Here is a 25534-nt window from a genome sequence, read left to right on the forward strand (position 1 = left end):
AACCGTGTGTAGTCGGGTGGCTTTTCGGTGAGGGTGTGGTGCAGTTCGGTGAGGTCCATATCCCCATCATACTCGAACACGTGTTCGATGCAAGAACTAGTTGTGCAGGTCAGACCACCCGCACCACCAGTGAACCCCAGTGAACAGAAATCACACGAAGCGGCCCGGTACGCCGCCGATCGGCTCGCCTGATTGGTGTGCGACTCGAAGTCCAACCGCTCCCGACAGCAGTCCGCATCAACGATTTCGGTGTCGAAACATCCCGTGACTAGTGAATGCGCGCTCGCGAAAAGCCAGAACCCTCCCCCGCCGTATTCGCAGGCAAGGGAGGGTTCTGGGGAATGGCGGAATGTCAGCCGACGCGGCGGTATTCGACGTCGTCCCGCACCGACCGGCGGTGCTGATAAGACGGGAGGTGATCGAAGACTGGATCCTCGTCGTCGATCTCGAGGACGACGGCCCCACCCGGACGACGAAGTCGTGCCGGTGGCGGCGTCGCGGCGAACTCGGGGGTTGTCTCGACGCGGCGCCGACGTTCGGCTTCCTCGCGCCGGACCCGGGCGGCGCGCTGGGCACGCTGGGCGCGGACGCGGTGTTCGGTGAGGGTGGCGCGACGCAGGTAGAACAGGTAGCCGACGAGCATCACGGCGGTCACCCCGGTGGCCACCCAGCCGAGGGTCCCGAAGACCACACCGCTGCCGATCGCGGCGAGCACCAACAGCAGCAACCCGATGGTCACGCGCTGCCGTTCCCGGTAGCGCACGTCGCGGTCGGCATCCTCGATCGAGTAGGCACTGCTGCGCGACGATCGGCGAGAGCTCCTGTCTCGCTGGGACTTCGGCGGCAGATCGGCGCCCTCGTCGGCATCGTCGACGATGTCTTCGAGATGGTCGTCCGACTCGGCATGATCGCCGCGCGAGCCGCGGGCGTAGTCGTCGTACTCGTCCTCGTCGAGTTCGTCCTCGTACTCGGCGTCAGTGTCGTCGAATTCGTCGTCGTACTCGGCGTCGTCATACTCGGCGTCAGCGTCGTCGTACTCGTCCTCGTACTCGGCGTCCTCGTAATCGGCATCGTCGTAGTCGTCGGCTTCCGCGTGTTCGGCGTCCGCCGAGTCGTCGGCACCCTCGATCTCACCGTCGAAGATCTCGTCGGAATCGAGATCGGAATCGACTTCCGCATCAACGTCCGCATCGGCATCGGCGCCCAGATCGTCGGCCTCATCGACGTCGGTCTCGTCAACCTCGGCGACCGGAGCCTCGACGCGGTCGCCGGCCGCCCGCCGGACCCGGGTCGTCGTATCATCGGCAGCCGCGTCCTCGGTGGTCGAGTCGTCGACGGTGTCATCCGCATCCTCGTCCGCATCGTCTTCGGCGCGAACAGTCTTCGGACGACGGGACCACGACGGATTGTCGGGGTGGGCACCGGCATTCCGACGACGTCGGCGCGGCGCAGCAGCCTGGGTGCCACCGCGGTGCAGCAGCCGGGTGGCGCGTGCGAGGTCGGTGGACTTAAGCATTTGGGGGCGACCCCGGATGATCATCGGAACCAGCACGAAGAGCCAGACCGCGACGAGGCAGACCCACAGGACGGAGTTGGGCATTGCGACTGTCCCTTTCTTTCACTCTGGTTACATTGGGTCACCAAATAATGTATGGCCACATCGCCGCAGGTCCGCGCAGACGCGCCGGTGCAACCTGGATTCACCACGATTCACACGGCACGCTCAGAATCGGCGAAGGCGCGCACCATACCGGCCCGCGACTTCACCACATCTACACGCGGGACGTCAGCGATTCACTGGCACACCACGGTCGCGACGTCGACCCGGTACGCGGACGCCGAACCTCAGCAGCTCACACTCTTGCGGTGCGCGACGATCCGCCCGAAGTCGATCTGACCGGTGCGCGGTGCGCGTTTCTCCCGCGATACCGCACTCAGATAGTCGCGGCGTCCGTATTTGTACGTGTTGCCCTCGGAGTCGCGACCGCTGTTGCAGGCGCGGAGGTCGTGGTCGACGACGGCGCGGTAGATCTTGCCCTTGATGATGCGATGAAAGGTGATGCAGCCGTTGGCGGCCGGATATCCGGAGCGGCCACTGAACTCCCACCACTCACGGTGCAGGAGACTGATCGGGCCACGGTAGGGCTGCCCGTTCTCCAACGAGACACAAACCTTCGCAGAGGGCGCGGGTGCGGCGTCGGCGTCAGGCGTCGCACCCACCACACCGAGCGTCGCCGTGGCCCCGACCGCCAGAGCAGCCGCCATCATCCGGATCGTCGTCATTTCTCCCCATCCCCGACCTGATCTCAGGTCCCTCGACATCCACTTCTGGATCAACGCTACTACAACGGGTTTGCGGTGCCGGCGACGAACCGCGCATCCACGGCGACGGCGATCTCGACGTCGTCGGGTCGCAGTTCCAGCGCACTACCCGATGCATCGGCGACGGCCATCGCACGCATCATCATCGGTTGCGGCGGTTGGTGATTGAGCATGTCCGGATCGGCGAGTTCAGTCGCGACCACCGGCCCACGCGCAACCGCGTCGGCATAGGCCTGCGCCTTGGCGACGGCGTCCGCGACGGCGCGGGCCCGCAGCTCCCGCTCATATCCGCGCCGATTCTCCTCGGTGACATCCCAGCTCACGTCCCCGACGTCGATACCCTCGACGCCTGCCCACCGATCCAGGAACGCCGACATCTTCTCGAAGTCGACGAACTCGCCGTCCACCCGAATTCTGGTGGTGTACACCGGGTCCAGTCGTTTGCCTGCCGCATTCGACGGCCGGTAGGAGTACACCCGGACCGAATCGCTGGACCAGCGGGTGACGGCCCCGGCGTCGCGCAGCCGGCCGAGTGCCGTGGTCAGCTCGGCATGCACCCCCACCGCCCGGCTGTACACGGTCGCCTTGTCGGCGTCTTCGAGGTGCACGCCGAGTTCGACGACGGCACGTTCGGCACGGTAGCGGTCACGGGCGGTGCCACGCACCACGATCTGTAGCAACTGGGACTGATCGGACATGTCGCCGAGCCTAGCGAGAACCTAGAAGGATGCGCGTCCGGCGCGCACGAGCGTTTCCACCGCGCTGCCCATCACCTCTTCGGTGGTCAGCCCGAACAGGAGGTGATCGCGCCACCGGCGGTTGACATCCATATAGCGTTCGAGCAGGCCCTCACGCCGAAAGCCCACCTTTTCCAGCACCTTCTGGGATGCGACGTTGGCCGGTTGCACGGTCGCCTCGAGTCGATGCAGCCCGACCGGCCCGAAGCAGTGGTCGACGCCGAGGGCGACTGCGGCGGTCGCGATACCGGACCCGAAATGCCCTTCATCGATCCAGTAGCCGATCCAGGCCGACCGCACCGCGCCTCGCTGAATGTTGCCGACGGTCAGCTGGCCGACGTACTCGCCGTCGAGTTCGATGACGAAAGGCAGGATGGTGCCGCGTTTGGCCTCGGATTTGAGGATCGCGAACAACGGCGGCCACGCGGTCGGCTGATGTCGCTCACGCCATGCGCCGATGCCGGTCGGCTCCCACGGGAGCAGCGCATTCTGATTCCGGATGCGCAGTTCGCTCCATGTTTTGCCGTCGCGCAGTTTCACCGGTCGCAACCCGACGGCCCCCGCCCTGGTCCGTAACGGACCCAGGGTCGCGGGCCACCCGGGACTGGCCTGCTCGCCGCTCAACCACCTGAACACAAATGGTGAGTTTATGCGCCCGGGGGTCGCCCTCGGGCCGACACCACCATCCCGGCCACGACCGACCGGCCTCAGGCGTATCGAGGTCGGCGAGGATCAGCCGCGTTGAGCCAGGAAGGCGACCTCGACCTCATCGCCGGTGCCCAATTCGTCGACATCGGGTTCGACCATGATCAGACAGTTGGCCTCGGCGAGTTCAGCCAGCAGATGCGACGACCCGGTCGGTGAGGCGCCGAGCACCTGCACGAGGTAGTCGCCGCTGCGTTCGTCGCGCATCAACTGTCCGCGCAGGTATCCCCGACGTCCGGCGACCGAGGCGATCGGCCCGATGGTGCGGGCCTTGACGACCCGGCGCATCGGCTGCCGCTTACCCAACGCGATGCGGATGAGGGGGCGCACCATCACCTCGAAGGCGACCAGCGCGCTGACCGGGTTGGCAGGCAGCAGAAAGGTCGGCACCTCGTCGCGGCCGAGCCTGCCGAAGCCCTGGACCGAACCGGGGTGCATGGCGATTCGCGCGATCTCCAGATCACCGAGGTCGGCCAGCGCATCGGCGACGGCCCGCGACGCACTGCCGCCGACCGCCCCGCAGATGACCACGATTTCGGACCGGATGAGTTGTGCCTCAACCACTTCTCGCATCCGCGACGCATCGCGCTCGGCGATGCCGACGCGGTTGACGTCGGCTCCGGCATCACGGGCGGCGGCGGCCAGGGCGTAACTGTTGACGTCGTAGATCTGGCCGGGGCCGGGGGTGCGATCGATGTCGACCAGTTCGCTGCCCACCGAGATCACCGACAGTCGCGGACGCGGATGCACCATCACGCGCGCCTGGCCGACTGCGGCGAGCAGACCAACCTGCGCGGGTCCGATGACCGATCCGGCGCGCACCGCCACATCACCGGGCTGCACATCGTCGCCGACACGTCGCACGTAGTCGCCGCTGTCGACGCCGTGCCCGATCTTCACCTTCTGGTCGCCGCCGTCGGTCCAGCGCAGCGGCACCACCGCATCGGCGAGCGTCGGCATCGGGGCCCCGGTCTCCACCCGCACCGCCTGACGCGGCTGCAACCGGGTGGGGGTGCGCGCACCGGGTTCGACCTCGCCGACCACCGGCAACGACACGATCATCGGTTCCCCGGATTCGAGGTCGACCAGCTCGGCTCCACCGGCATCGAAGTCTTCGAGGTCGTCGGGGGCCAGCGCACCCGCCAGCGCGACGTCGACCGCACGGACCGCATAACCGTCGATGGCGGCCTGGTCGAAGCCGGGCATCGGATGCTCCGTCACCACCTCTTCGGCGCACATCAGTCCCTGGGCCTCGGAGATCGCCACCCGCACGGGACGCGGCGCCACGGCGGCCGCGGTCACCAGCGTCAGATGATCTTCGACCGAACGCATCTCACCGCTTTCCACTCGCCGGATACAGCACAGGTAGACGTTAGCCGTCCGGCGGCACCGATGGTGGCAGGCGCGCGGCGCCTACTGTGCGAGACGCTTCTCCAGCCACTCCCGCAGCGCGGGGCCGTAGTCCTCGCGGTCAAGCGCGAAGTCGACGGCCGCCTTGAGGTAGCCGCCCGGGTTCCCCAGGTCATGGCGAGTGCCGTGATGGACGACGACATGCACCGGTTCGCCCTCTTCGATGAGCAGCGCGATCGCGTCGGTCAGCTGCAATTCACCTCCGGCACCGGGGGTGATGCGACGCAGCGCGTCGAAGATCTTGCGGTCGAGGATGTATCGGCCGGCCGCAGCGAGATTCGACGGTGCGTCTTCGGCTTTCGGCTTCTCCACCATGCCCCGCAGGCGCATCACGTTGGGGTTGTTGGCGTCGGGCAGCGGCTCGACGTCGAAGACGCCGTAGGCGCTGATGGCATCTTCGGGGACCTCGATGGCACACAGCACCGAACCGCCGCGCCGCGCGCGAGTGCGGGCCATCACCTCGAGCACACCACCGGGCAGGACCAGGTCGTCGGGCAGCAGCACGGCCACCGCATCTTCGTCGTCGTCGAGGTACTGCTCGACGCAACCGACCGCGTGACCAAGTCCGAGGGGTTTGTCCTGCACCACCGACGCCACCTCCAGCAGCGACGGAGCCTTACGCACCTTGGCCAGCATCGCCTGCTTGCCGCGTTTGGCGAGGGTGTTCTCCAGGACCAGGTCTTCCACGAAGTGGGCGACGACCCCGTCCTTACCCGGCGAGGTGACGATCAGCAGTCGCTCGGCACCCGCCGACTTGGCTTCTTCGGCGACGAGTTCGATCCCCGGGGTGTCGACGACGGGCAGCAGTTCCTTGGGCACCGTCTTGGTGGCAGGCAGGAACCGGGTGCCGAGTCCGGCGGCGGGCACGACCGCGGTTCGCGGGATCGGCGGGGTATCGGGCAGGTGCTCGTATGCGGCGGTCTCCACGACTTCGCTGTTCACCTTGGACGTCATATGACCACCCTATGGCAGCACTCTGTCAACGGCCTGTCGGAGTGGTGGACGACTCGTGTGGGCCACCTTCGGGCCGGTACTTCGGGTACCGTCCGGGCAGGACGAACGGGGAAGGCGGCGCAGGTGCAGACGTTGAAGGATCGACTTCGTGACGAGGGTGTGCGGCGTCGTCGGGCGATGACGCCGACCGCCCGCGCGGACGCCGCGCAGGCACTCGCCGAGTGGATCCAGGTGGCACCGTTCCGGCTCGAATACGACGTCACCGTCGCCTGTTATGTCCCGGTCGGCGATGAGCCGGGGTCGACGACGATGCTCGACGCGCTCCTCGACCGCGGGGTGCGGGTGCTGGTGCCCGCGGTGCCTGCCGGCGATCCGGCCCCGCTGGAGTGGGTGCGTTACGACGGTCCGGAGTCACTGGCCACGGGCCGCTGGGGATTGTTGGAGCCGACCGGCGAGCGACTCGCCCCGTCGGCACTGAAGGCGGCCGCGGTGGTGTTGATCCCCGCGCTCGCGGTGGACACATCCGGGGTACGACTGGGGCGCGGTGCCGGCTACTACGACCGCAGCTTGCCCGGCGTGGACGCCGAACTCGTCGCGGTGGTCTTCGACGACGAGGTCGTCGACGCGCTGCCGGCGGGCGACTTCGACGTCCCGGTCGGCTGGGTGCTCACCCCGGGTGGCGGTTTCGAAGAGCTGCGTGTCGGCGAGCTGGGCTGACCCAACCGACAGCCGTCAGCGCAGGACGAACCGGGGCGGAACGCACGAAAAACCCGGGTGGGATGCGCGATGGCGTCCCACCCGGGTTCTTCCGGGGGAAGTTCGGCTCAGGCCGGTGCGGCGGCCTTGGTCTCGGACTTGGCCGACGATCCGGAGTCGGACTTGGCCGAGCTCGACGAATCGCTGGACGAGGAGCTGCTGTCCGACGACGAGGAGGTGGCGGTATCCGCCGATGACGAGCCCGAGCGCGAGTCGGTGCGGTAGAAACCGCTGCCCTTGAAGACGATGCCGACCGAGTTGAACAGCTTGCGCAGCCGACCGGTGCACTGCGGGCACTCGGTCAGGGAGTCGTCGGAGAACGACTGGATGATGTCGAACTTGTTGTCGCACTCCGTGCACGCATACGAGTAGGTGGGCACCGAAACCTCCACATAGTCAGTGAATCGATGACAGTGTAACCGAACTTGGCACTCATACATTCCGAGTGCTAAGGCAGGCGCCGCCCACGCCGACGTGCTAGTCCGACGCGCGGTGCCTGCGCGTGTCCCACCGCAGCAACAGCGCGCCGAGGGTCGCCGAGAGCAGCGAACCGACCAGGATGGCCGCCTTCGCCGGGGTGGTACGCGGATCGTCCGGGCCGTCGAAGGACAGTTCGGCGATGAGCAGGGCGACGGTGAACCCGATCCCGGTCAGCATGCCGATCGGGAGCAGGTCACGCAGTGTCACCCGGTCGGGCAGTCGCAGCGCCGTATATCGGGTGGTCAGCGCAGTGGCCCCGACGACCCCGACCGTCTTCCCGACTACCAGCGCGACGACGATCGCCACCGACACCGGCGATATCAGCGCTCCGGTGTCGCCGACGACGGTCACGCCCGCGGCTGCGAACGCGAACAGTGGCAGCGCCACCGCCGACGACCACGGGTTGAGCGCCTCGCCGAACTGGTGCGTGCGCGAGATCTGTTCGTCGCGGATGGCACGGGCGGGCACGGTGAAGCCGAGCAGGACCCCGGCCACCGTCGCATGCACCCCGGAGGCGTGCATGAACGCCCAGGCCACCACGGCCAGCGGGATCAGTAGCGGCAACACCGGTCGCGGCATCCGCACGACCACCCCGAAGACGCCGATCACGGCCAGCGCGGCGGCCAGCATCCCGAAGTCGATGGAGTCGGTGTAAAAGGTCGCGATCACCGTGATGCCGAGCAGGTCGTCGACGACGGCCAGGGTCATCAGGAAGGTCCGCACCGCCATCGGCAGCCCACGCCCGACGACCGCCAGCACCGCGAGCGCGAAGGCGATGTCGGTGGCGGTGGGAATCGCCCAGCCACTCAGCGCCGACGGTTCGCCGATGCCGACGACGACCACATAGATCAGTGCCGGGACGGCCATCCCGGCGACGGCGGCGACGATCGGCACGCCGGCCAGCCGCCGGTCGCGGAGGGCACCGACGACGAACTCGTGTTTGAGCTCCACACCGACGACGAAGAAGAACACCGCGAGGAGACCGTCGGCGGCCCACTGCGCCAGGGACAGGTGCAGCCCGAGCGCCGACGGCCCCACCTCGACGGCGAGCAGGTCCTGATAGGAATCCCGGGCGGGTGTATTCGCCCAGATCAGCGCGATCAGCGCGGCGAGCAGTAGGAGGGTTCCGCCGGTGGTGTCACGCCCCGCCCAGGTCCGCAGGTCTGCGCGGTAGGCGCCTAGTGGTGTTCGCCGGTTTCTGCCAGTGGTCATTGTCGCCGGTCCTCCGGGGTGCGTCGCTTCCAACACCGGCGCCGGACGCACCGATGGCCGACCAGACTTCCCGGCACACCGGTCTCCATCATCCCCGACGACACCATCCCCTCCGACACCATCCCCGATGACGCGCCACCCACCGAATCGGCAACCCCCAACCGGACCTATCCACAATCGCACGTACCGCGCCCGCAGCTGTGCACAACCTGTCCGACGCCGCCGACCTGCGATCTTCCCGACCTAGCGTCACCCTTATGCGCATCCACCGTGACGACGTCGGCCGCACCACGCTGTCCCCGCGACTGATCGACCGGCTCCGCCATCTGACCCGACCGGGCTGGGTGCGGACCGTCCTCATCCGGCGCAGCCTGGCGGTGGTGTTGCTGCTGGTCGCGGTGACGGTCGCGATCACCGGCCGCAATGCCGCGGCCGATCGTCGGGTGCTGGTTGCCACACATGATCTGCTGCCCGGGCACATCCTCACCGCGGGCGACCTGGAGTTGCGCGACCTGCCCGGGTCGTTGCTGCCCGACGGCTCGCTGACCCGGGCCGAGGACGGCACCGGCCGCACCACCACCGGCCGGGTGCGGACCGGGGAGATCATCACCGACGCGCGGCTGCTGTCGCCACGGCTGCCCGGCGCCCTGACCGGGCAACCCGGCGCACGGCTGGTCCCGGTCCGCCTCGCCGACGACTCGACCACCGCTCTGTTGCGGGCTGGGGACGTGGTCGACGTGTTGTCCCCCGCCGACGTACCGGCCGGAATCGGGCCACCGGTTGCGCGCGAGGCGTCACCGGCGGGCCGGGTGCTGGCCTACGGCGCGGTGGTCGCGGTACCAGCCGAAGCCGCCGATGGCGGACTCACCGGACACTCGGCGGGCCGGCCGGTGCTGCTCGCGATGGAGGAGTCCGCGGCTCATCGGGTGGCTGCGGCCTCCCTGGACTCGGCGCTGGCCATCGTTCTGCACTGAACTCTGCGGGCCACCACGACACTCTGCGGGCCACCACGACGACACGTACAAGAGAGACGCCCATCACGGTGGCGGGTCAACGACACCCTGAGCCGCAATCCCAGCGAAGAAGTGCGCTTCGTTTACGATCCTGTATAGGGTTTGTGGGATCGGTACGTAATTGACTGCGCGCTATTGACTGCCCCGCGGTTCTGTTGCGCACACGAGCCGTCGAATTACCTGAAACAAGAGCGGGACACACCCCAAGGAGAGGCCGCACACCGTGCTCAAGGGATTCAAAGACTTCATACTCAAGGGCAACGTCGTCGAGCTGGCCACCGCGGTCATCGTCGGCGCCGCCTTCACCGCGATCGTCACCGCCTTCACCGACGGCATCGTCAATCCGCTGATCAACGCGATCCCGATCGGCACCGACGCCGCCAAGGGCCTCGGCTTCCAGCTGGTCGGCGACAAGCCGAGCACCTACGTCGATCTCGGCCTGGTCATCACCGCCGTGATCAACTTCGTGATCATCGCCGCGGTCGTCTACTTCCTGATCATCCTGCCCTACAACAAGCTCTCCGAGCTGGGCGGTTACGGCAAGAAGGCCGAGGTCACCGAGGTCGCACTCCTGGCCGAGATCCGCGATCTGCTCGACCCCGAGGGCTCGTCGAAGGCCAAGGAAGAGGCCGAGCAGAATCTGCCCGACGACCTGGGTGGCCCCACCGGTCCGGGCGGACCCCCGCCGGTCGAGCAGTACCCCGCGGGCAGCACCCAGCGGATCGCCACCGCACCCCCGTCGGGTCCGGTGCCGACACAGGCACCGACGCAGGGTCTGCTCGGTGAGCCGGGTCAGCCATATCCGACGCCGCAGCCCGCCCCGGGCAACTATCCGCCTGCCGGCAACTACCCGCCGCCTCCCGGTCCGGGTCCGCAGCCGGGCAACTACGGACCCGCGGGGAACTTCCCGCCGGCCGGAAATACCCCGGGCGGCCAGTTCCCCGAGTACCCGCAAGGCGAGGGATTCCCCGGCGATTACCCGCCGGACGCCCCGGGCCGTCACTCCCGCTGACGCCGACTTCTCCCCCGATCTCCCCTCGCCTCCCGCGGGGGGAGATCGTCCTTTCACGCCCCCGGCGGCGCCCGTCTCCCAGCCGACTGACAGCAACTCCGACAGCCGGCTTCCAGTTTCGGTTCCTACCGTCAATGGCGTCGGTGAGGGCAGCCGAGCCCCACGCCATCCGGCCCCGACGAGACGGAGGAGAAAGTCATGCCCCCCAGGGAACCTGATCACCGCCGCAGGGACGACGATCGCGATGACCGCCGTCACCGCAAGCATCACCACGAGCCGCGTCGCCCTCGTCGCCCGCGCTGGCCGTGGGGCTTCGGTAGCTGAGGTTCATTCCCCCACACACAACTGAAGAACACACAGAACGCGAACGCGGCCCTGCCGGCTCTCCCCCTCACACCGGCCGGGACCGCGTTCGCGTTCTTTTGCGTCCCATGCGCGTAACTCACAGAGAATCACCAGGATCGGGACAGAATTCACAGGAAACTGGCAGAACACCTGGTCAGACGTTCGTACCAGATCTGTATGGTCGCCTCGCGTGGCGATGTCCCGTTCGTCCGAATGGGCGAATCGGGCGAATCGGTGGCGCCGGGGCTTGAGCGGGCCCCGACGGCCCGCTAGCTTTCTCTCTACGGGTCACGACCCGGTAACGAAACCCCCCGACGATGTCACCGTGACACGTCGTTCAACCAAGGAGAGACGCATGCCTCCTCGCCATCCCGGACCTCCCCCCGGTGGACCTCGCCCGCCCCACGGCGGCCCTCAGGGACCGGGCCCGCGCCCGCCGCACGGAGGCCCGCATGGCCCCGGCCCGCGCCCGCCGCACGGTGGTCCGCACCACCCGCACGGCCCGCGTCGTCGTCCGCCGCGCCCGTACCCCTTCTTCTGGGGCAGCTGATCTAGGCGGGCGCACCACGCGCCCGACTGGTCATCGTGCAACCCGACCCCCGGCACCCTTTTCGGTGCCGGGGGTCGGTTGTCGTTCGGGGACAGGGTGATTCAGGAAGGGATCAGCGCCGCACGAGCCGGCCACCGGCAACTTCCAGGGTGTAGTCGGCGAGATCGGCGACCTGACGGTCATGGGTGATGAGCAGCGTGGTGCGGCCCCGGGCGAGCCGGATCATCGGGTCCAGGATCCGCGCGGTGGTGGCGTCGTCGAGTCCGGTGGTCGGTTCGTCGAGGATCAGCAGCGGCGCATCCCGTAAGAAGGCCCGCGCCAAGCCGATTCGTTGCCGTTGCCCGCCGGACAGATTGGCGCCGCGTTCGGCCACCCGAGCGTCGAAGCCACCGTTGAGGCGTTCGATGAACTCGGTCGCGTCGGCAGCCGCGGCGGCGGCCCGGATCTGGTCGTCGGTGGCGTCGGGACGTCCGTAGGCGATGTTGTCGGCGACCGACCCGGAGAACAGCGCGACCTGCTGCGGCAGCAACGCCATGTGGGCGCGGACGGTCGCGAGCCCGATGTGGCGGGTGTCGGTGCCGTTGAGGGTGATGGTTCCGGTGTCGGGGTCGTAGAAGCGCAGCAGCAGATAGGTCAGCGTCGACTTGCCCGCACCGCTGGCACCGAGGATGGACACGAAGTCACCGTCGGCGATATCCGCGTCGGCGTTCGCCAGCACCGGGTGTGCGGCCCCCGGATAGGTGAACCCGATGTCGCGCAGGCTGATCGCGGCCCGCCCCGACACCTCGCCGACGATGGGATGGGCCAGCATCGCCTCGGCGTCGGCGTCGGTGGCATCGGCGACGACCCGCGGATCGTCGAGGGCGGGATCGCTGGGATCGGTGTTGCCGACCGGGACGTCGAGGATCTGCGCGACGCGCTCGGCACTCGCGGTCGCCGAGGTGACGGTGACGACAAGGCCGCCGAGCGTCTGGATCTGCGGGTACAGGTAGCCGAGGTAGCCGGTGAGCGCGATCAGCGTGCCGATGTTGGCCCGGCCGGTGGAGATCTGCCAGGCCCCGACGATGAGAACGGCTGCCATACACAGCATCTCGACCATGCCAACCGCTTCGGAGAAGGCCGCATTGGCCCGGATCTCCGACATCCGCGCATCCCGCCAGCGACGCGACTGTCGCAGCACACGCAGCCGGTCGCGGCCCACCTGGTTGTCGGCCTGGATGGCCAGCGAATTCGACAGTCCTTCCGAGATCAGCGAACTGATCCGGCCGTTGGCGTGCCGTTCCCGGCGCGACGCGTTCTTCACCACTACGCCGAACCAGCGGGCGAGCACCCACAGCAGCGGTGCCAGGATGACGGCGAGCAACGCCAGATCCCATTGGGTGACGAAGGCGGCGATGGCGTACGCGATGAGGCTGACCACGGCGATGACCGCGGAGATGAACCCCGACGACAGCAGGGCGTCGATGGCGTCGACGTCGCCGCTGTGGCGGGCGATGAGATCGCCGGTGTCGAAGCGGGCCCGGCTGTGCGGGGCGAGTCGCTGGGTGTGCGCGTACAGCTGGTCGCGTAGCCGTAGCAGCACCTTCTCGGTGACCCCGCCGGAGACGACGGCGCCGACGTAGTTACAGGCCGAGCCGAGCACGGACATCCCGATCCACAGGGCCATCGGCATGGTGAGCGCACCGAGATCCCCGGCGACCAGCACGTTATCCACGATGTAGGCGAAGACCCACACGGTGACGACGGTGGTGCCCAGTTCGATGATGTACAGCAGGATCGACAGTGCGATCTTCCACCGCTCGCCGACGAGCAGCGGGGCGAAGCGCCGGATCGTGGTCCAGACGTTGAGCGCGCTGGGCCGTTCCTCGCCGTAGGCGTGGTCGGCGTCGAGGCCGGTGACGCGTTCCGCATCGGCGTCGGCGTCGGACGCGAGATGCGGGCCGCCCGGCTCAGTGTCGATCAGGGTGACGGCCTCACCGAATTCGTCGGTGTTCTCGGCGAGTTCCTCGGACTGCGGGGTGATACTCCATCGGCCCCTTCGTGTACTCACCGCGTACCCATACCCTCTCGGTCCTCACATCATGTCGATGTGCGGCCGCCGGTGATGTCGGCGGCCACTACCGAACCCTAGCCGTCGGGCCTGCGCCGAAGCCAAGCGAAAGCCCCGGTCACAGCGAAGCCACAGCACACTCCGAGCCACCCGCAGGGTTGCCGCGGTGCGCCGGTGAAAAAGAAAACACCGGGGGCGGAGATCCTGTTGCAGGATCTCCGCCCCCGGTGGTGATTCAGGGTCGGCGCCGCGCGTGCGCCGTACTCACCGGCAGTCGATCAGCCGAGGCTGAAAGGCTTGCCGTTGAAGACCGTGACACCCTTGACCGAGTCGGTGCTGACCGTCACCTGCACGACCGGGCGGGCCGAGGCGTAGCCGGCGCAACCGTCGACGCCGAACTTCTCCTGGCTGTAGACGACGCCGCCGACCTTGCCGGAGAACTTGTAGCTGGAGGTGTTGTAGTCCTCGTAGGCGGTGTTGTCGCCGGAGGTCTCGTTGACGACCCACACGCGCGTGACCTGGCCGGGGCCGAGGGTCACAGAGCCGCTTCCACCCGGCAGGTTCTTCTCGTCGAGGCCCGCGTTGCCCGGATCCTGGACGGTGCCCGTGACACCGCCGCCTGCGCCGGCGCTGGCGCCGAAGTTGACCTGGCAGCCCACGTCGTAGCCGACCTTGATGGTGCCGCCCTTGGCCGAGCCGCCGACCTTGACCTTGACCTTGCCCGACAGCCAGACCTCACGCGAGGTGGCCACATTGGTGACCGCGCGCTGGACGTTGACGTACTGGTCGAACAGCTGGATGTTGACCGGGGTGCCGTCGACCAGGGTCTTGTTGACGGTGCCGCCCGGGAGCTTGCCGGCCGCGGCGACGCCGTCACCCATGGTGGCGACGCCCATCACGGCTGCACCGGTGATGGCCGCACCCGCGACCACGCGGCGCGCGATGTTGTTCTTCATGATTCCCCTTCGTGGAATGTCGATCTGCGCGGGGCAGATAAAAGCTCGAGAGTTGTTATCTGCGCCCGGTCAGCCGATGCTGAAGGGCTTGCCGTACAGGGTGGACTGAATGAGGGAACCCTCACCGTTGACGGTGCCGCCATCGGTGTTGAAGCCCTTGGCCGCGATGACCTTGACCGCCGAGCGAGCCGAGGCGTAGCCGCCGCAGCCGTTGATGTTGAAGGACACCTGCGACAGCTGGATGGCGGTGACGCCCTTGTCCGAGAGGTCCTTGTCGGTGATGTCGACGACGGCGACCTGGCCGGGCTTCAGAGGCAGGCTCAGCGAGCCGGACAGCGACGCTCCGCCGGTGTAGTCCAAGGAACCACCGAAGCCAAGTTCAATGCCGGACACGTCGATCTGGCAGCCGATGATGTACTTGAGGGCCACGTTGCCGGCGACACCCGAGGAAGCCTTGACGGTGTAGTTACCCGAGAGCACGAAGCCGCGCGCGGTGGGGTTGTTGGCGACAGTCGGGATCGCGTAGGCGCTCTCCGCGCTGCGCCAGGTCTGCACGACCTCACCGTCGACGCCGACGGCCTTCTTGTAACCGTTGGGCAGCTTCGCCGCAGCGGCATCCCCCGCACCGATACCGGCCAGGCCGACGGCCGCCGCCGCTGCGATCGCGGCTGCACCCGCAGCACGACGCAGTCCGAGCTTGCTGAACTTGCTCATTCGTTCCCTCTCACAGGATTAGGCTGAACTCTCGCGGATGCCCACACGCATCCGCGAGTTTTGACCCTCGGTCGTCTGCGAATTCTCACGTCATCTGGTTAAGGGCGTATTACCGATCCATAACCCGAAGGTAATCCTCCGCAAACCCCTGGTCACTGCTGCTGCCATTGCTGTAGCGGCAGATCGCAGGACTCCCCCTGGTCCCCGACACTGGGTTCCGAGCTTGTCGGGGCGAACGTTATCTGAGCGATATCTAGCACAGCAACCGGAAGAATCACCCAAGCGCGAAACTCGACCGCAAAGTTGCAAACCGCAAATTTGAGATCTGCGATGGTCGGAAAGTTAACAGGAGGAAAACGCCCTGATGCGCCTATGTGCGCAGGTCACATGCGTCATTGATGATGTGGCGGCTTCTGTGCCTCATACCACTCCCGAGATCGCCCACTGTTACCTTCGTCACAGTCATCGCGTGTCTGGTCCGGCAGGTCGTCACCGAAGACATCATCGAGGCGCTTGCGACGGGCTGCGGCTGCCGAAGGATCCTTCGAACCGCCGGTCGGCGAGATACGGTCTGCGGAATCCGTCCCATTTTCGGGTCTCCGGATATCATTCGCCATTGTTTTTCGTCCCTTTACTCGCACACATCCGATGCCGCCACCGGAAAGAACGACGACCACCGGCCGGCGTTCGAAAGCCCGATCAGAACTCGCTGATCTTCGCGATGATGAACTTCGCCAGCGGCGCGACGGTCGCCATCCCGTCCCGCACCGCGGCCCGCGATCCGGCGATGTTGACGACCAACGTCTGACCCGAGATACCCGCCAGCCCGCGAGACAGACCACCATCGGGTGAACCGGCCGCGAGACCGGAACTACGGACGGCCTCCTCGATCCCCTGCAACCGGCGATCCAGCAACGGTTCGGTGGCCTCCGGAGTCACATCGCGGGCGCCGACGCCGACGCCGCCCACCGACAGCACCAGGTCGACACCGCCGATCACCGCGGTGTTGAGTGCATTACGGATCTCCACCTCGTCGGCTTGCACCAGCACGGTCGCGTCGACGTGGAATCCGGCCTCGCCGAGCAGCTCGCCGACCAGCGGTCCCAGCGACGGAAGACCGTCCCCATGGGCAGCCTCGTCGTCGACGACCACCACCAGCGCACGGCCAGCCTCCGCGGAGATCTCGTCGGCGCGGCGGGCGACGAATTCACGTGCGGCGGCGTCGGCGGCCACCACATCGGCGGGATCCACCTCCGCCGTATCGACGTTGCGGGTGCCGGAACCGGTGTCGGTCATGATTCACCTTTCACAAGCTCGTCGTCCCGTCTGGGCCGACAAGAGATTTGAGTCGACAGGGGGTACAGGGATCAGCTGGAACCCAGCTCGGACAGTTTGACCTGGGCGGTGCGTTCGGCACCGTTCACCTTGTAGGTGACCGCGACGACGTCGCCCGGCGCGTGTGAACGGATGGCGGCGACGAGGGCGTCGCCGGATGCGATCCGACGGTCGCCGACCCGGGTGATCACCGCTCCACGGGTGATTCCGGCCTGGTCGGCCGGTCCGCCCCGGGTCACGTCGTTGACCAGGGCGCCCGGCGTATTCGGGTCGGCGTTGGGCCGCACCGTCACGCCGATCCCGGCGTGGGTTGCCTTACCCGTCACCTTGAGCTGGTTGGCCACCCGGATGGCCTGATCGATCGGGATGGCGAAACCGAGTCCGATGCTGCCGGTCTGTCGTTCCTCACTCGCCCCCAGCGTCGCGATGGCGGTGTTCACCCCGATCAGGGCACCACGCGCGTTCACCAGGGCACCACCGGAGTTGCCGGGGTTGATGGCGGCGTCGGTCTGGATGGCGTCGATGACCGACGTCGTCCCCGATTCACGCGACGTCGACACCGGGCGGTTGAGCGCGGAGATGATGCCGGTGGTGACCGTTCCCTCCAGGCCCAGCGGCGAACCGATGGCGATGACGTTCTGCCCGACCGCCAGGTTGCGGGACGTCCCGATGGTGATCGGCTTCAGATCGGTGCGGTTGACCTTGATGACGGCGATGTCGGAGACCGGGTCGGCGCCCAGCACCCGTGCGGTCGAGCGCGAACCGTCCGAGAAATTCACCGCGACGTCGCTGGCCGGGGTCGGGCTACCCGCCGACACCACGTGATTGTTGGTCATGATGACGCCGTCGGCCGACAGCACGATGCCCGACCCGGAGCCGGACACCGATCCCTCGCTCACCTCGATGGACACCACCGACGGCAGCACATCGGCGGCGACCGCCTGCACCGATCCCTCCGGGGCGTTCACCGGACCGGCACCGGTCTGCGGGTCACCGGCCACCGGTGCCGAATGCACCGCGTCGGCCACATTGTCGTCGTTGATCTTGGCGCCGATCAGACCGCCGATACCACCGGCGAGCAGTGCCAGCAGGACAGCTGCGAGGACCAGCGCGACCTTGCCGAACCCCTTCTTCTTCGGTTCGGCTGCCACGTCGCCCCGAGCATCGGCGACCGGCGGGTTCGGACCGCCCACGGCCGGGAAGGCACCCGACGCCGGGGAGCCGAACTGGCTGGTCGAACCCGGTGTCGGGGTGCCCTGGGTGTAGGCCTGCGTCGACCCGCTCTGGCCGGGGACATAGGCCGATCCCGGCGTTCCGGGCGTGGCCGCGCCGGCCGAGTAGGCGGGGTTGCCGGAATAGGGCTGGTCAGGCTGCCGGTAGGCCGGTACCGGCCCCGACTGCCCGAAGTTCTGGCCGGCCTGTCCGTACGGGCTGAACGCCGTCCCGGACGGCGGGTACCCGGACTGCGGGTTCGGCGTCGGGGTCGGTGGGGTCGGCGCCGACGGTGTACCGGGTGTGCCGAACATCGCGGTGGCACCGTAGGCGCCCGCCTGCGGTGACACCGGGTTGGTGGGCGCAGGCGTCGGAGCGGGTTTGTAGTCGGGCATCCCGGACGCGCCGGTCGGACCGTGCGCACCGGGGATGTTGATGATGCTGGTCGCCGAACCGGCCGCATCCGCCGCGGCATCCGGTGCCTGCGGCTCGGATGCCTGAGCCTGCGATGCCTGGACTTGCGGTGACTGGACTGGGCCGGGGTGGGGCGTCGGCGCGGCCTGGGCCGGGAGTCCCTCGGCGGGGGTTACCGTCTCGTCGGACTCGCCGGCGAAGCTACCCGCGCCACCAGCCCACGCACCCGCGTGCGGAGCGTCGGACCGCCCGGCTGTGGTCCCGGAACTCTCATGCCTGCCCTCGCTCGATCCGGGCACCTCGCGCCGGTCGTCATCGGTCGGGCCACCACCCTGCGAACCGCCAGTCGTCATCGAAGTCTCTTTCTGTTCCTGTGGCCGGTCATACGACCGGTGTGCTCAGCGAACGGCAGCCCTACGGCGCGCTCGCCGCGAAACCCTGCGGATCAACACTAGGGGATTGTCCGCACCCTCACATCGGCTAATCGCCCTGCTGTCCCATCAACCGGCTGACCGATCAACCACCCATTCACCTTTATTTACGAACCACGCGCGGCGAAGGTTCCGCCGGAGTCGCGCGGCCCGGCAACGTCATCCGAATCCGTGCACCGCCCAGGTCGGATTGTTCGGCGACGACCCGCCCACCGGCCCGCGCCACCACCTGACGCACGATCGCCAGCCCCAGCCCCGAACCCGGCATGGACCGCGACTGCGTCGACCGATAGAACCGCTCGAAGACCAGTTCCCGATCTTCGGCCGGGATACCCGGACCGGCGTCGGAGACGGTCAGTTCGGCACTGGTGATGCCGACCTGGGTGAGTTCGACGACCACCGACCGGCCGCGCGGACTCCACTTCGCCGCGTTGTCCAGCACATTCAGTACCGCCCGACTCAGCCCGTGCTCCTCCCCGAACACGTACCAGGGCGTCAGATTCGTCTCGAATTCGACGTCGCTGCGGCGACGCCGGACCCGTTCGAGCGCATGGTCGATGATCTCGACCAGGTCGACCTCCTCATGCACCACCTCGGGGGCGTCCTCCCGCGCGAGGTCGACGAGATCGCCGACCAGCGTGGACAGTTCCTCGATCTGGGCCATCACATCCGACCGCAGTTCGATCATGTCCGCCGCGGGCACCGGCGGAGCACCCGGAGCGCTCGAGGCGATCAGCAGTTCCAGGTTGGTACGCAGCGAGGTGAGCGGCGTCCGCAGTTCGTGCCCGGCATCGGCGACCAGACGCGACTGCCGGTCGCGCGACTCGGCGACCGCCGCCAGCATCGTGTTGAAACTCTCCGTCAACCGCGCCAGCTCGTCGTTGCCCGCCACCGGGATCGGCGTGAGATCGTCTGTGCGAGCGACCCTTTCGGCCGCCCGCGTCAACCGCGCCACCGGTCGTAGGCCGGCCCGCGCCACCGTCGTACCGGCCAGCGCGGCCAGCGCCACCCCACCGCAGCCGACCACCAGCAACACCCACGCGAGCCGTTTGAGGGTGCGGTCGGTGTGCAGCAGCGACTGCGCCAGGATCAGCGTGTTGCCGTCGTCGAGTTTGCGGGCCAGCACCCGCTGGTTGTGGACGGTCCGCAGGCTCTGCGTGTTGTCACCCGGCCGGTTCTTCGACTGCGAGATCGCGCGTTCGGCGTCCTCGAAGGGCACCTCGCCGATCAGATAGGTCTGCCCGTTGGGCCGCACCAGCGCGATCGAGATATTGGTGGAGAACACCGTGCCCGCCACCAGCGACTCCGGTTTGGAACTGAGCAGCCCGGTTTTCGCCAGCGCCGTCATACCGTCGGCACGGCTCTCCAGCTGTTTGTCGACCTCGTTGTACATCGCCCGATAGACGACGAAATAGGCCGCGGCAGCCATCAGACTCACCGAGACCAGAACGACGGTCGCCGACAGGATCGTGACGCGGGTGCGCAGTGAGACCGCCCGCGTCAGCGGGATCGGCGCACGCATCTCGCGCGGCTCACCACTCCCCGACCGCAACGCCCGTCGCACCGACCAGTTCGAGAGCCGACCTTCCCGCTCGGGGCGAGATGTTGATCGGGTGGCCACTACGGTGGGGTCTCCCGCAGGACGTAGCCGACGCCGCGGACGGTGTGGATCAGCCGGGACTCCCCATCGGCCTCGGTTTTGCGTCGGAGATAGCCGACGTAGACCTCCAGTGCGTTACCCGAGGTCGGGAAGTCATAGCCCCACACCTCTTCGAGGATGCGACTGCGCGAGAGCACCCGGCGTGGGTTGGCCATCAGCATCTCCAGCAGCGCGAACTCGGTGCGGGTGAGGCTGATGTGACGCGATCCGCGGGACACGTCCCGCGTCACCGGATCGAGCGACAGATCGGCGAAGACCAACGCCTCCGAATCGGCGTCCTCGTCGGGGGTGGCCCGGCGCAGCAGCGCCCGCAGCCGCGCCAGCAGTTCCTCCAGCGCGAACGGTTTGGGCAGATAATCGTCGGCGCCGGCGTCGAGGCCGCTGACCCGTTCGGAGACGGTGTCGCGGGCGGTGAGCACCAGAATCGGCAGGTCGTCGCCTGCCGAACGCAGCCGACGACACACCTCCAGTCCGTCCAGACGCGGCATCATCACATCCATGATGGCCATGTCGGGGCGGTCGGCGACGATCTTCTCCAACGCCTCGATCCCGTCGCCTGCGGTATCGACCGCATACCCGTTGAAGGTGAGCGACCGTCGGAGCGATTCACGGACCGCCCGGTCGTCGTCGACCACAAGGATGCGCATACCTACAGTCTTAACCGGATCTGCTGAGATGTCGCTGAGCAACGCCGGAACCGGCCATATTCTGCCTACCGGCCGAGGTACGCGGCACCGCCCCGCACAACCTCGCCGGCAGCGTGTGAGGTCAAGTTGATAGTGGCGTAACGCCCACCTTCGGGTCGCGAAACATCGGTTTCCGACATTGGAGCACGTGACTGTTGCAACCACGGTGAACTCGCTGTGCGCCTACTGCGGCGTGGGTTGTGGCATGACCATGCAGATCGACGGGACGCCCGGAGCGCCGGTCATCGCCAAGACCATCGGTCGCAAGGAACACCCGACCAACTTCGGCCGGCTGTGCACCAAGGGATCGACGACAGCCGACATGCTCAACGCAGGCGGCCGCCTCGACCGGCCGCTCGTGCGCACCGAACGCGGCGCCCAGCAGCAGCCCGGTGACATGGATGAGGTCATCACCGACACCGCCCGCCGCCTGCGGGCCATCATCGACGAACACGGTCCCGACGCCGTCGCCCTCTACGTCTCCGGGCAGATGTCGCTGGAGGCGCAGTACCTGACCAACAAACTCGCCAAAGGCTTCATCGGCACCAACCAGATCGAGTCCAACTCGCGGCTGTGCATGGCCAGCGCGGGTACCGGATACAAACAGTCCCTCGGCTCCGACGCCCCGCCCGGATCCTACCAGGACTTCGACCACGCCGACGTGTTCTTCGTCATCGGCGCCAACATGGCCGACTGCCATCCGATTCTGTTCCTGCGCATGATGGACCGGGTCAAAGCGGGGGCCAAACTCATCGTCGTCGATCCCCGACGCAACGCCACCGCCGACAAGGCCGACCTGTTTCTCCAGGTCAAGGGTGGCACCGACCTCGCCCTTCTCAACGGCCTGCTCCACCTGCTCATCGAAGCCGGCCACACCGACGCCGATTTCATCGCCGAGTTCACCGACGGTTTCGCGCAGATGCCCGACTTCGCCGCGCAGTACACCCCCGAGTCGGTCGCCGAGATCACCGGTGTCGCCGAGGCCGACCTGCGTCAAGCCGCCGAGATGATCGGCACCGCGGGCAACTGGATGAGTTGCTGGACGATGGGTCTCAACCAGTCGACACATGGAACCTGGAACACCAACGCACTGGTCAATCTGCACCTCGCCACCGGGGCCATCTGCCGGCTCGGCAGCGGCCCCTTCTCCCTCACCGGCCAGCCCAACGCCATGGGCGGTCGCGAAATGGGCTACATGGGACCGGGTCTGCCAGGCCAGCGGGCAGTGATCTCCGACGACGATCGCGCCTTCGTCGAAGAGAAATGGGGCCTGGAAGCGGGCACCCTGCACACCCGCCTCGGCGGCGGCACCATCGACATGTTTTCCCGGATGGCCGACGGCGAGATCAAGGCCTGCTGGATCATCTGCACCAATCCGGTTGCCACCGTAGCCAACCGAAAGACCGTGATCCAAGGACTCGAACGGGCCGAACTGGTCATCACCCAGGACACCTTCGCCGACGCGGAGACCAACCAGTACGCCGACGTCGTGCTGCCTGCCGCGTTGTGGACCGAATCCAGCGGCGTCTTCATCAATTCCGAACGCAATCTCACCCTGTTCGAACCGGCGGTCCCCGCACCCGGCCAGGCCCTCCCGGACTGGCAGATCATCGCACGGGTCGCCTCCGAGATGGGCTACGCCGACGCCTTCGACTACGCGTCGGCCGAGGAGATCTTCACCGAGATCAAGGGATTCGCCAATCCCCGAACGGGTTACGACATCCGTGGCGTCACCTATGACGGACTGCGCGTCACCCCGATGCAGTGGCCCTGCCCGCCCGCCTCCGCCAATCGGCCCGACCCGACCGCAGACGGCGCCCGCAACCCGATCCGGTACCTCAACGACGGCGTCAGCCAGACCCTGCACACCTTGCCCGACGGCACGATCCCTCGCCTCGCCTTCGCCACGCCGACGCGCCGGGCACAGTTCTTCGCCCGCCCGCATATCGAACCGGCCGAAATGCCCGACGACGACTACCCGATTCTGCTCAACACCGGCCGTCTCGCCCATCAGTGGCACACGATGACCAAAACCGGCAAGGTCGCCAAACTCAACAAGCTCAACCCGGGTCCCTTCGTGGAAATCCATCCCGATGACGCCGCACGCCTGGGCATCGCCGACGACGATCAGGTCGAGGTGGCGTCCCGGCGCGGCCACGCCGTCCTCCCCGCGTCGGTGTCGGACCGGGTACGCCCCGGAAACTGCTTCGTCCCGTTCCACTGGAACGATTCCTTCGGCGAGCATCTGGCGATCAACGCGGTCACCTCCGACGCCATCGACGCGGCGTCGCAACAACCCGAGTTCAAGGTCTGCGCGGTGACCTTGACCAAGGTCGCCGTACCCGAAACAGATTCGACTGCAGCACAACCCGGCGACGGGCAGCCCACCAGTTCGCAGAGATGGAGTTCCGAGTTGCTCGATCTTCTCGCCCACCAGCTCGGGGTCGGCAACGTCACCGCCCCGCAACCCGACGACGCTGAACGCATCTACCTCGCCGGCCTGGTCGCCGGCGTCGCGGCGAATCCGACCGGAGTGCCCGCACTCCCGCCCGACGCGCCACTCCGCCCGGAGATCCGCGGCTGGGTGGCCGGACTACTGGCAGGTATGTTCGCGCGCAGCGAGACCATCGGCGGCGGGATCGCCCTGCCCGCGGGACCGGTGGGACTCGGCCCCGCGGTCGGCGACGCCACCGTCATCGACGCCGAAACCGAAACCATCATCGTCGCCTGGGCCTCCCAGACCGGCAACGCCGAAGAGTTCGCCGCCGACGTCGTCGAGCGCGTGAAATCGACCGGACGCGAGGCGATCTCCCGATCCATGGACGAGATCGACGTCAAGGAACTGTCCGGGAGCACCGCCCTGTTCGTCACTTCCACAACCGGCGACGGCGACCCGCCCGACAACGGATCGTCGTTCTGGGATGTGCTCAATTCCGGTGAAGCCCCGGATCTTTCCGGCGTCAACTATGCGGTCCTCGCGTTCGGCGACTCCAACTACGACGACTTCTGCGGACACGGGCGCAAACTCGACGAGCGCATCGGCGCCCTCGGAGGTCGTCGGATCGCCGACCGCGCCGAATGCGAACCCGACTTCGAGGACACCGCGGGCGGCTGGCTCGATTCGGTGATCGTCGCGATGAGCACCAAGGCGCCGACGTCGGAGGTGATCGAGGACCGCGCCATCGTCGTCAGCGAGCCCGCGGATTCGGCTGCCGCACCCTCGGTTCGGGAGGCGACCGCCTATTCACGCAAGAACCCCTACGTCACGAAACTGACCCGCAACGTGCGGCTGAGCGCGGAGGGTTCACAGAAGGATGTGCGCAACTTCGCATTCCATCTGCCCTATGAACGACTGAGCTACACCGCCGGTGATGCGTTGGGCGTCTGGCCGCTCAACAATCAGTCGTTGATCGACGAATGGCTGTCGGCAACCGGCCTGCCCGCCGATGCCCCGGTGACGGTCGGCGGCGACGCCATGACCCTACGACGGGCATTGCGCGAACGACTCGACTTCGCCCGGACGACCGCCGATTTCATGCGGTTCGTCGCCGAACGCCACGACGATCCGGAACTAACCGCCCTCGTGACACCGGGGAACAAGGAGAAGCTCAACGACTGGATGTGGGGCAGGCAAACCGTCGACGTCCTGGCCGACTTCCCGGTGGCGGCGTCGGTGGAGGAATGGCTCGGCGTCATCAAACCGTTGACCCCGCGCCAGTACTCGATCTCGTCGAGCCCGTTGGAACGGCCCGACGAAGTACAGCTGACGGTATCGACGGTGCGGTACAACGACTTCGGGACCGAACGTGGCGGAGTCTGTTCGACATTCCTCGCCGACCACGCCGACGACGAGCAGGACATCGGCGTCTTCGTCAGCACCAGTACGCATTTCGGTCCGCCCGCCGACCCCGACGCCCCCATCATCATGATCGGGCCGGGTACCGGCATCGCCCCGTTCCGCGGCTTCCTCCGCGACCGCGAGGCCCGCGGCCACGGCGGCAAGAACTGGCTGTTCTTCGGGGAACAGTACTCCGCCACCGACTTCTACTACCGCGACGAGCTGACCTCGATGCTCTCCGATGGGCTGCTGACCCGCCTCGATGTCGCCTTCAGCCGGGACCAGGACCACAAGATCTACGTTCAGGACCGGATGGTCGAGCACGGCAAAGAGCTCTACCAGTGGCTGCATGACGGCGCCTACGTCTACGTGTGCGGCGACGCGTCGCGGATGGCCAAGGACGTCGACGCCGCACTCAAAGGGATTGTCGCACAGTACGGTCGTCGGTCACCCAAGAGCGCCGACGCGTACGTCAAGGCCCTCGCCGCCGACAAACGTTACGTCCGGGACGTCTACTGACCGGCCCCTGTCCCTACCCCTACCCCTGCCCCTGCCCTGTCCCTGCCTCTGCCTCTGCCTCTGCCTCTGCCTCTGCCTCTGCCGAAAGTAGGGGACGAACCTTCCTCCCCCACTTCCCGCACATCCCCCAGTTACAACACGGGGACGAACCCAAAACTAGGGGACGAACACTCCTCCCCCACTTTCAGCACCGGCCCCTGCCCCGTGAGGTTCCCCCCGAATA

General features: G+C 67.4%; 20 protein-coding genes. 4 read left to right on the forward strand and 16 right to left on the reverse strand.

Annotated features, from left to right (window positions below):
• The 7 genes from QSJ18_RS19570 to QSJ18_RS19600 form a co-directional block, all read right to left on the reverse strand.
• Window positions 1-215: hypothetical protein (locus QSJ18_RS19570; RefSeq protein WP_286328324.1), on the reverse strand; the 215-nt coding region annotated here is incomplete at its 3' end.
• Window positions 216-352: 137 nt separating this feature from the next.
• Complete coding sequence (sepX, locus tag QSJ18_RS19575) at window positions 353-1600, reverse strand: divisome protein SepX/GlpR (RefSeq protein WP_286328325.1); 1248 nt, start codon at window positions 1598-1600, stop codon at window positions 353-355.
• 245 nt (window positions 1601-1845) lie between these two features.
• Window positions 1846-2283 carry a hypothetical protein gene (locus QSJ18_RS19580; RefSeq protein WP_286328326.1) on the reverse strand — a complete coding sequence of 146 codons (438 nt, stop codon included), beginning with the start codon at window positions 2281-2283 and terminating at the stop codon, window positions 1846-1848.
• Between the two features lie 59 nt (window positions 2284-2342).
• Window positions 2343-3020, reverse strand: a complete 678-nt coding sequence (locus QSJ18_RS19585; protein ID WP_286328327.1) for an SIMPL domain-containing protein — start codon at window positions 3018-3020, stop codon at window positions 2343-2345.
• Between the two features lie 21 nt (window positions 3021-3041).
• The gene (locus tag QSJ18_RS19590; protein WP_286328328.1) at window positions 3042-3695 is read right to left on the reverse strand and encodes a GNAT family N-acetyltransferase; all 654 of its coding nucleotides are present in this window, start codon (window positions 3693-3695) and stop codon (window positions 3042-3044) included.
• Between the two features lie 96 nt (window positions 3696-3791).
• A complete protein-coding gene (glp, locus tag QSJ18_RS19595; protein WP_286328329.1) occupies window positions 3792-5096 on the reverse strand; it encodes a molybdotransferase-like divisome protein Glp in 1305 nt (434 codons plus the stop codon).
• A gap of 81 nt (window positions 5097-5177) precedes the next feature.
• Window positions 5178-6128, reverse strand: coding sequence for a UTP--glucose-1-phosphate uridylyltransferase (locus QSJ18_RS19600; RefSeq protein WP_286328330.1), 951 nt, complete (start codon window positions 6126-6128; stop codon window positions 5178-5180).
• Window positions 6129-6251: 123 nt separating this feature from the next.
• Here QSJ18_RS19600 and QSJ18_RS19605 point away from each other — a divergent pair, with 123 nt between their 5' ends.
• Entirely contained in the window at window positions 6252-6845 is a 594-nt protein-coding gene (locus QSJ18_RS19605) for a 5-formyltetrahydrofolate cyclo-ligase (RefSeq protein ID WP_286328331.1), read from the forward strand.
• A gap of 107 nt (window positions 6846-6952) precedes the next feature.
• On the opposite strand, the gene QSJ18_RS19610 is transcribed toward QSJ18_RS19605, so the two are convergent.
• Both QSJ18_RS19610 and nhaA read right to left on the reverse strand, forming a co-directional pair.
• A complete protein-coding gene (locus QSJ18_RS19610) occupies window positions 6953-7264 on the reverse strand; it encodes an FmdB family zinc ribbon protein (protein WP_286328332.1) in 312 nt (103 codons plus the stop codon).
• A gap of 97 nt (window positions 7265-7361) precedes the next feature.
• Window positions 7362-8576 carry a Na+/H+ antiporter NhaA gene (nhaA, locus tag QSJ18_RS19615; protein ID WP_286328333.1) on the reverse strand — a complete coding sequence of 405 codons (1215 nt, stop codon included), beginning with the start codon at window positions 8574-8576 and terminating at the stop codon, window positions 7362-7364.
• A 257-nt stretch (window positions 8577-8833) separates the two neighbouring features.
• Between nhaA and QSJ18_RS19620 the strand changes: the two genes are divergently transcribed.
• Window positions 8834-9550 (forward strand): SAF domain-containing protein, encoded by a 717-nt coding sequence (locus QSJ18_RS19620; RefSeq protein ID WP_286328334.1) that lies wholly within the window; start codon window positions 8834-8836, stop codon window positions 9548-9550.
• A 262-nt stretch (window positions 9551-9812) separates the two neighbouring features.
• The gene (gene mscL / locus QSJ18_RS19625) at window positions 9813-10601 is read left to right on the forward strand and encodes a large conductance mechanosensitive channel protein MscL (protein WP_286328335.1); all 789 of its coding nucleotides are present in this window, start codon (window positions 9813-9815) and stop codon (window positions 10599-10601) included.
• Between the two features lie 1007 nt (window positions 10602-11608).
• Here the strand turns inward: mscL and QSJ18_RS19630 are convergent.
• From QSJ18_RS19630 to QSJ18_RS19660, 7 genes are all read right to left on the reverse strand, one after another.
• Entirely contained in the window at window positions 11609-13546 is a 1938-nt protein-coding gene (locus tag QSJ18_RS19630; protein ID WP_286328336.1) for an ABC transporter ATP-binding protein, read from the reverse strand.
• Window positions 13547-13824: 278 nt separating this feature from the next.
• Complete coding sequence (locus QSJ18_RS19635; protein ID WP_286328337.1) at window positions 13825-14502, reverse strand: MspA family porin; 678 nt, start codon at window positions 14500-14502, stop codon at window positions 13825-13827.
• A 69-nt stretch (window positions 14503-14571) separates the two neighbouring features.
• Entirely contained in the window at window positions 14572-15216 is a 645-nt protein-coding gene (locus QSJ18_RS19640; protein WP_286328339.1) for an MspA family porin, read from the reverse strand.
• Between the two features lie 699 nt (window positions 15217-15915).
• Entirely contained in the window at window positions 15916-16512 is a 597-nt protein-coding gene (locus tag QSJ18_RS19645; protein ID WP_286328340.1) for a MogA/MoaB family molybdenum cofactor biosynthesis protein, read from the reverse strand.
• A 71-nt stretch (window positions 16513-16583) separates the two neighbouring features.
• Window positions 16584-18530 carry a S1C family serine protease gene (locus tag QSJ18_RS19650; RefSeq protein WP_462476125.1) on the reverse strand — a complete coding sequence of 649 codons (1947 nt, stop codon included), beginning with the start codon at window positions 18528-18530 and terminating at the stop codon, window positions 16584-16586.
• Window positions 18531-18711: 181 nt separating this feature from the next.
• Window positions 18712-20130, reverse strand: a complete 1419-nt coding sequence (locus QSJ18_RS19655; protein WP_286328341.1) for a sensor histidine kinase — start codon at window positions 20128-20130, stop codon at window positions 18712-18714.
• Window positions 20131-20228: 98 nt separating this feature from the next.
• Window positions 20229-20915: a response regulator transcription factor gene (locus QSJ18_RS19660; RefSeq protein WP_286328342.1), complete on the reverse strand. Its 687-nt coding sequence runs from the start codon at window positions 20913-20915 to the stop codon at window positions 20229-20231.
• A 244-nt stretch (window positions 20916-21159) separates the two neighbouring features.
• On the opposite strand from QSJ18_RS19660, the gene QSJ18_RS19665 reads away from it, so the two are divergent.
• Complete coding sequence (locus QSJ18_RS19665; protein ID WP_462476126.1) at window positions 21160-25311, forward strand: molybdopterin-dependent oxidoreductase; 4152 nt, start codon at window positions 21160-21162, stop codon at window positions 25309-25311.
• Window positions 25312-25534 lie beyond the last annotated feature (223 nt).

This window comes from Gordonia heveisoli, from assembly GCF_030315745.1.
GTDB lineage: Bacteria > Actinomycetota > Actinomycetes > Mycobacteriales > Mycobacteriaceae > Gordonia.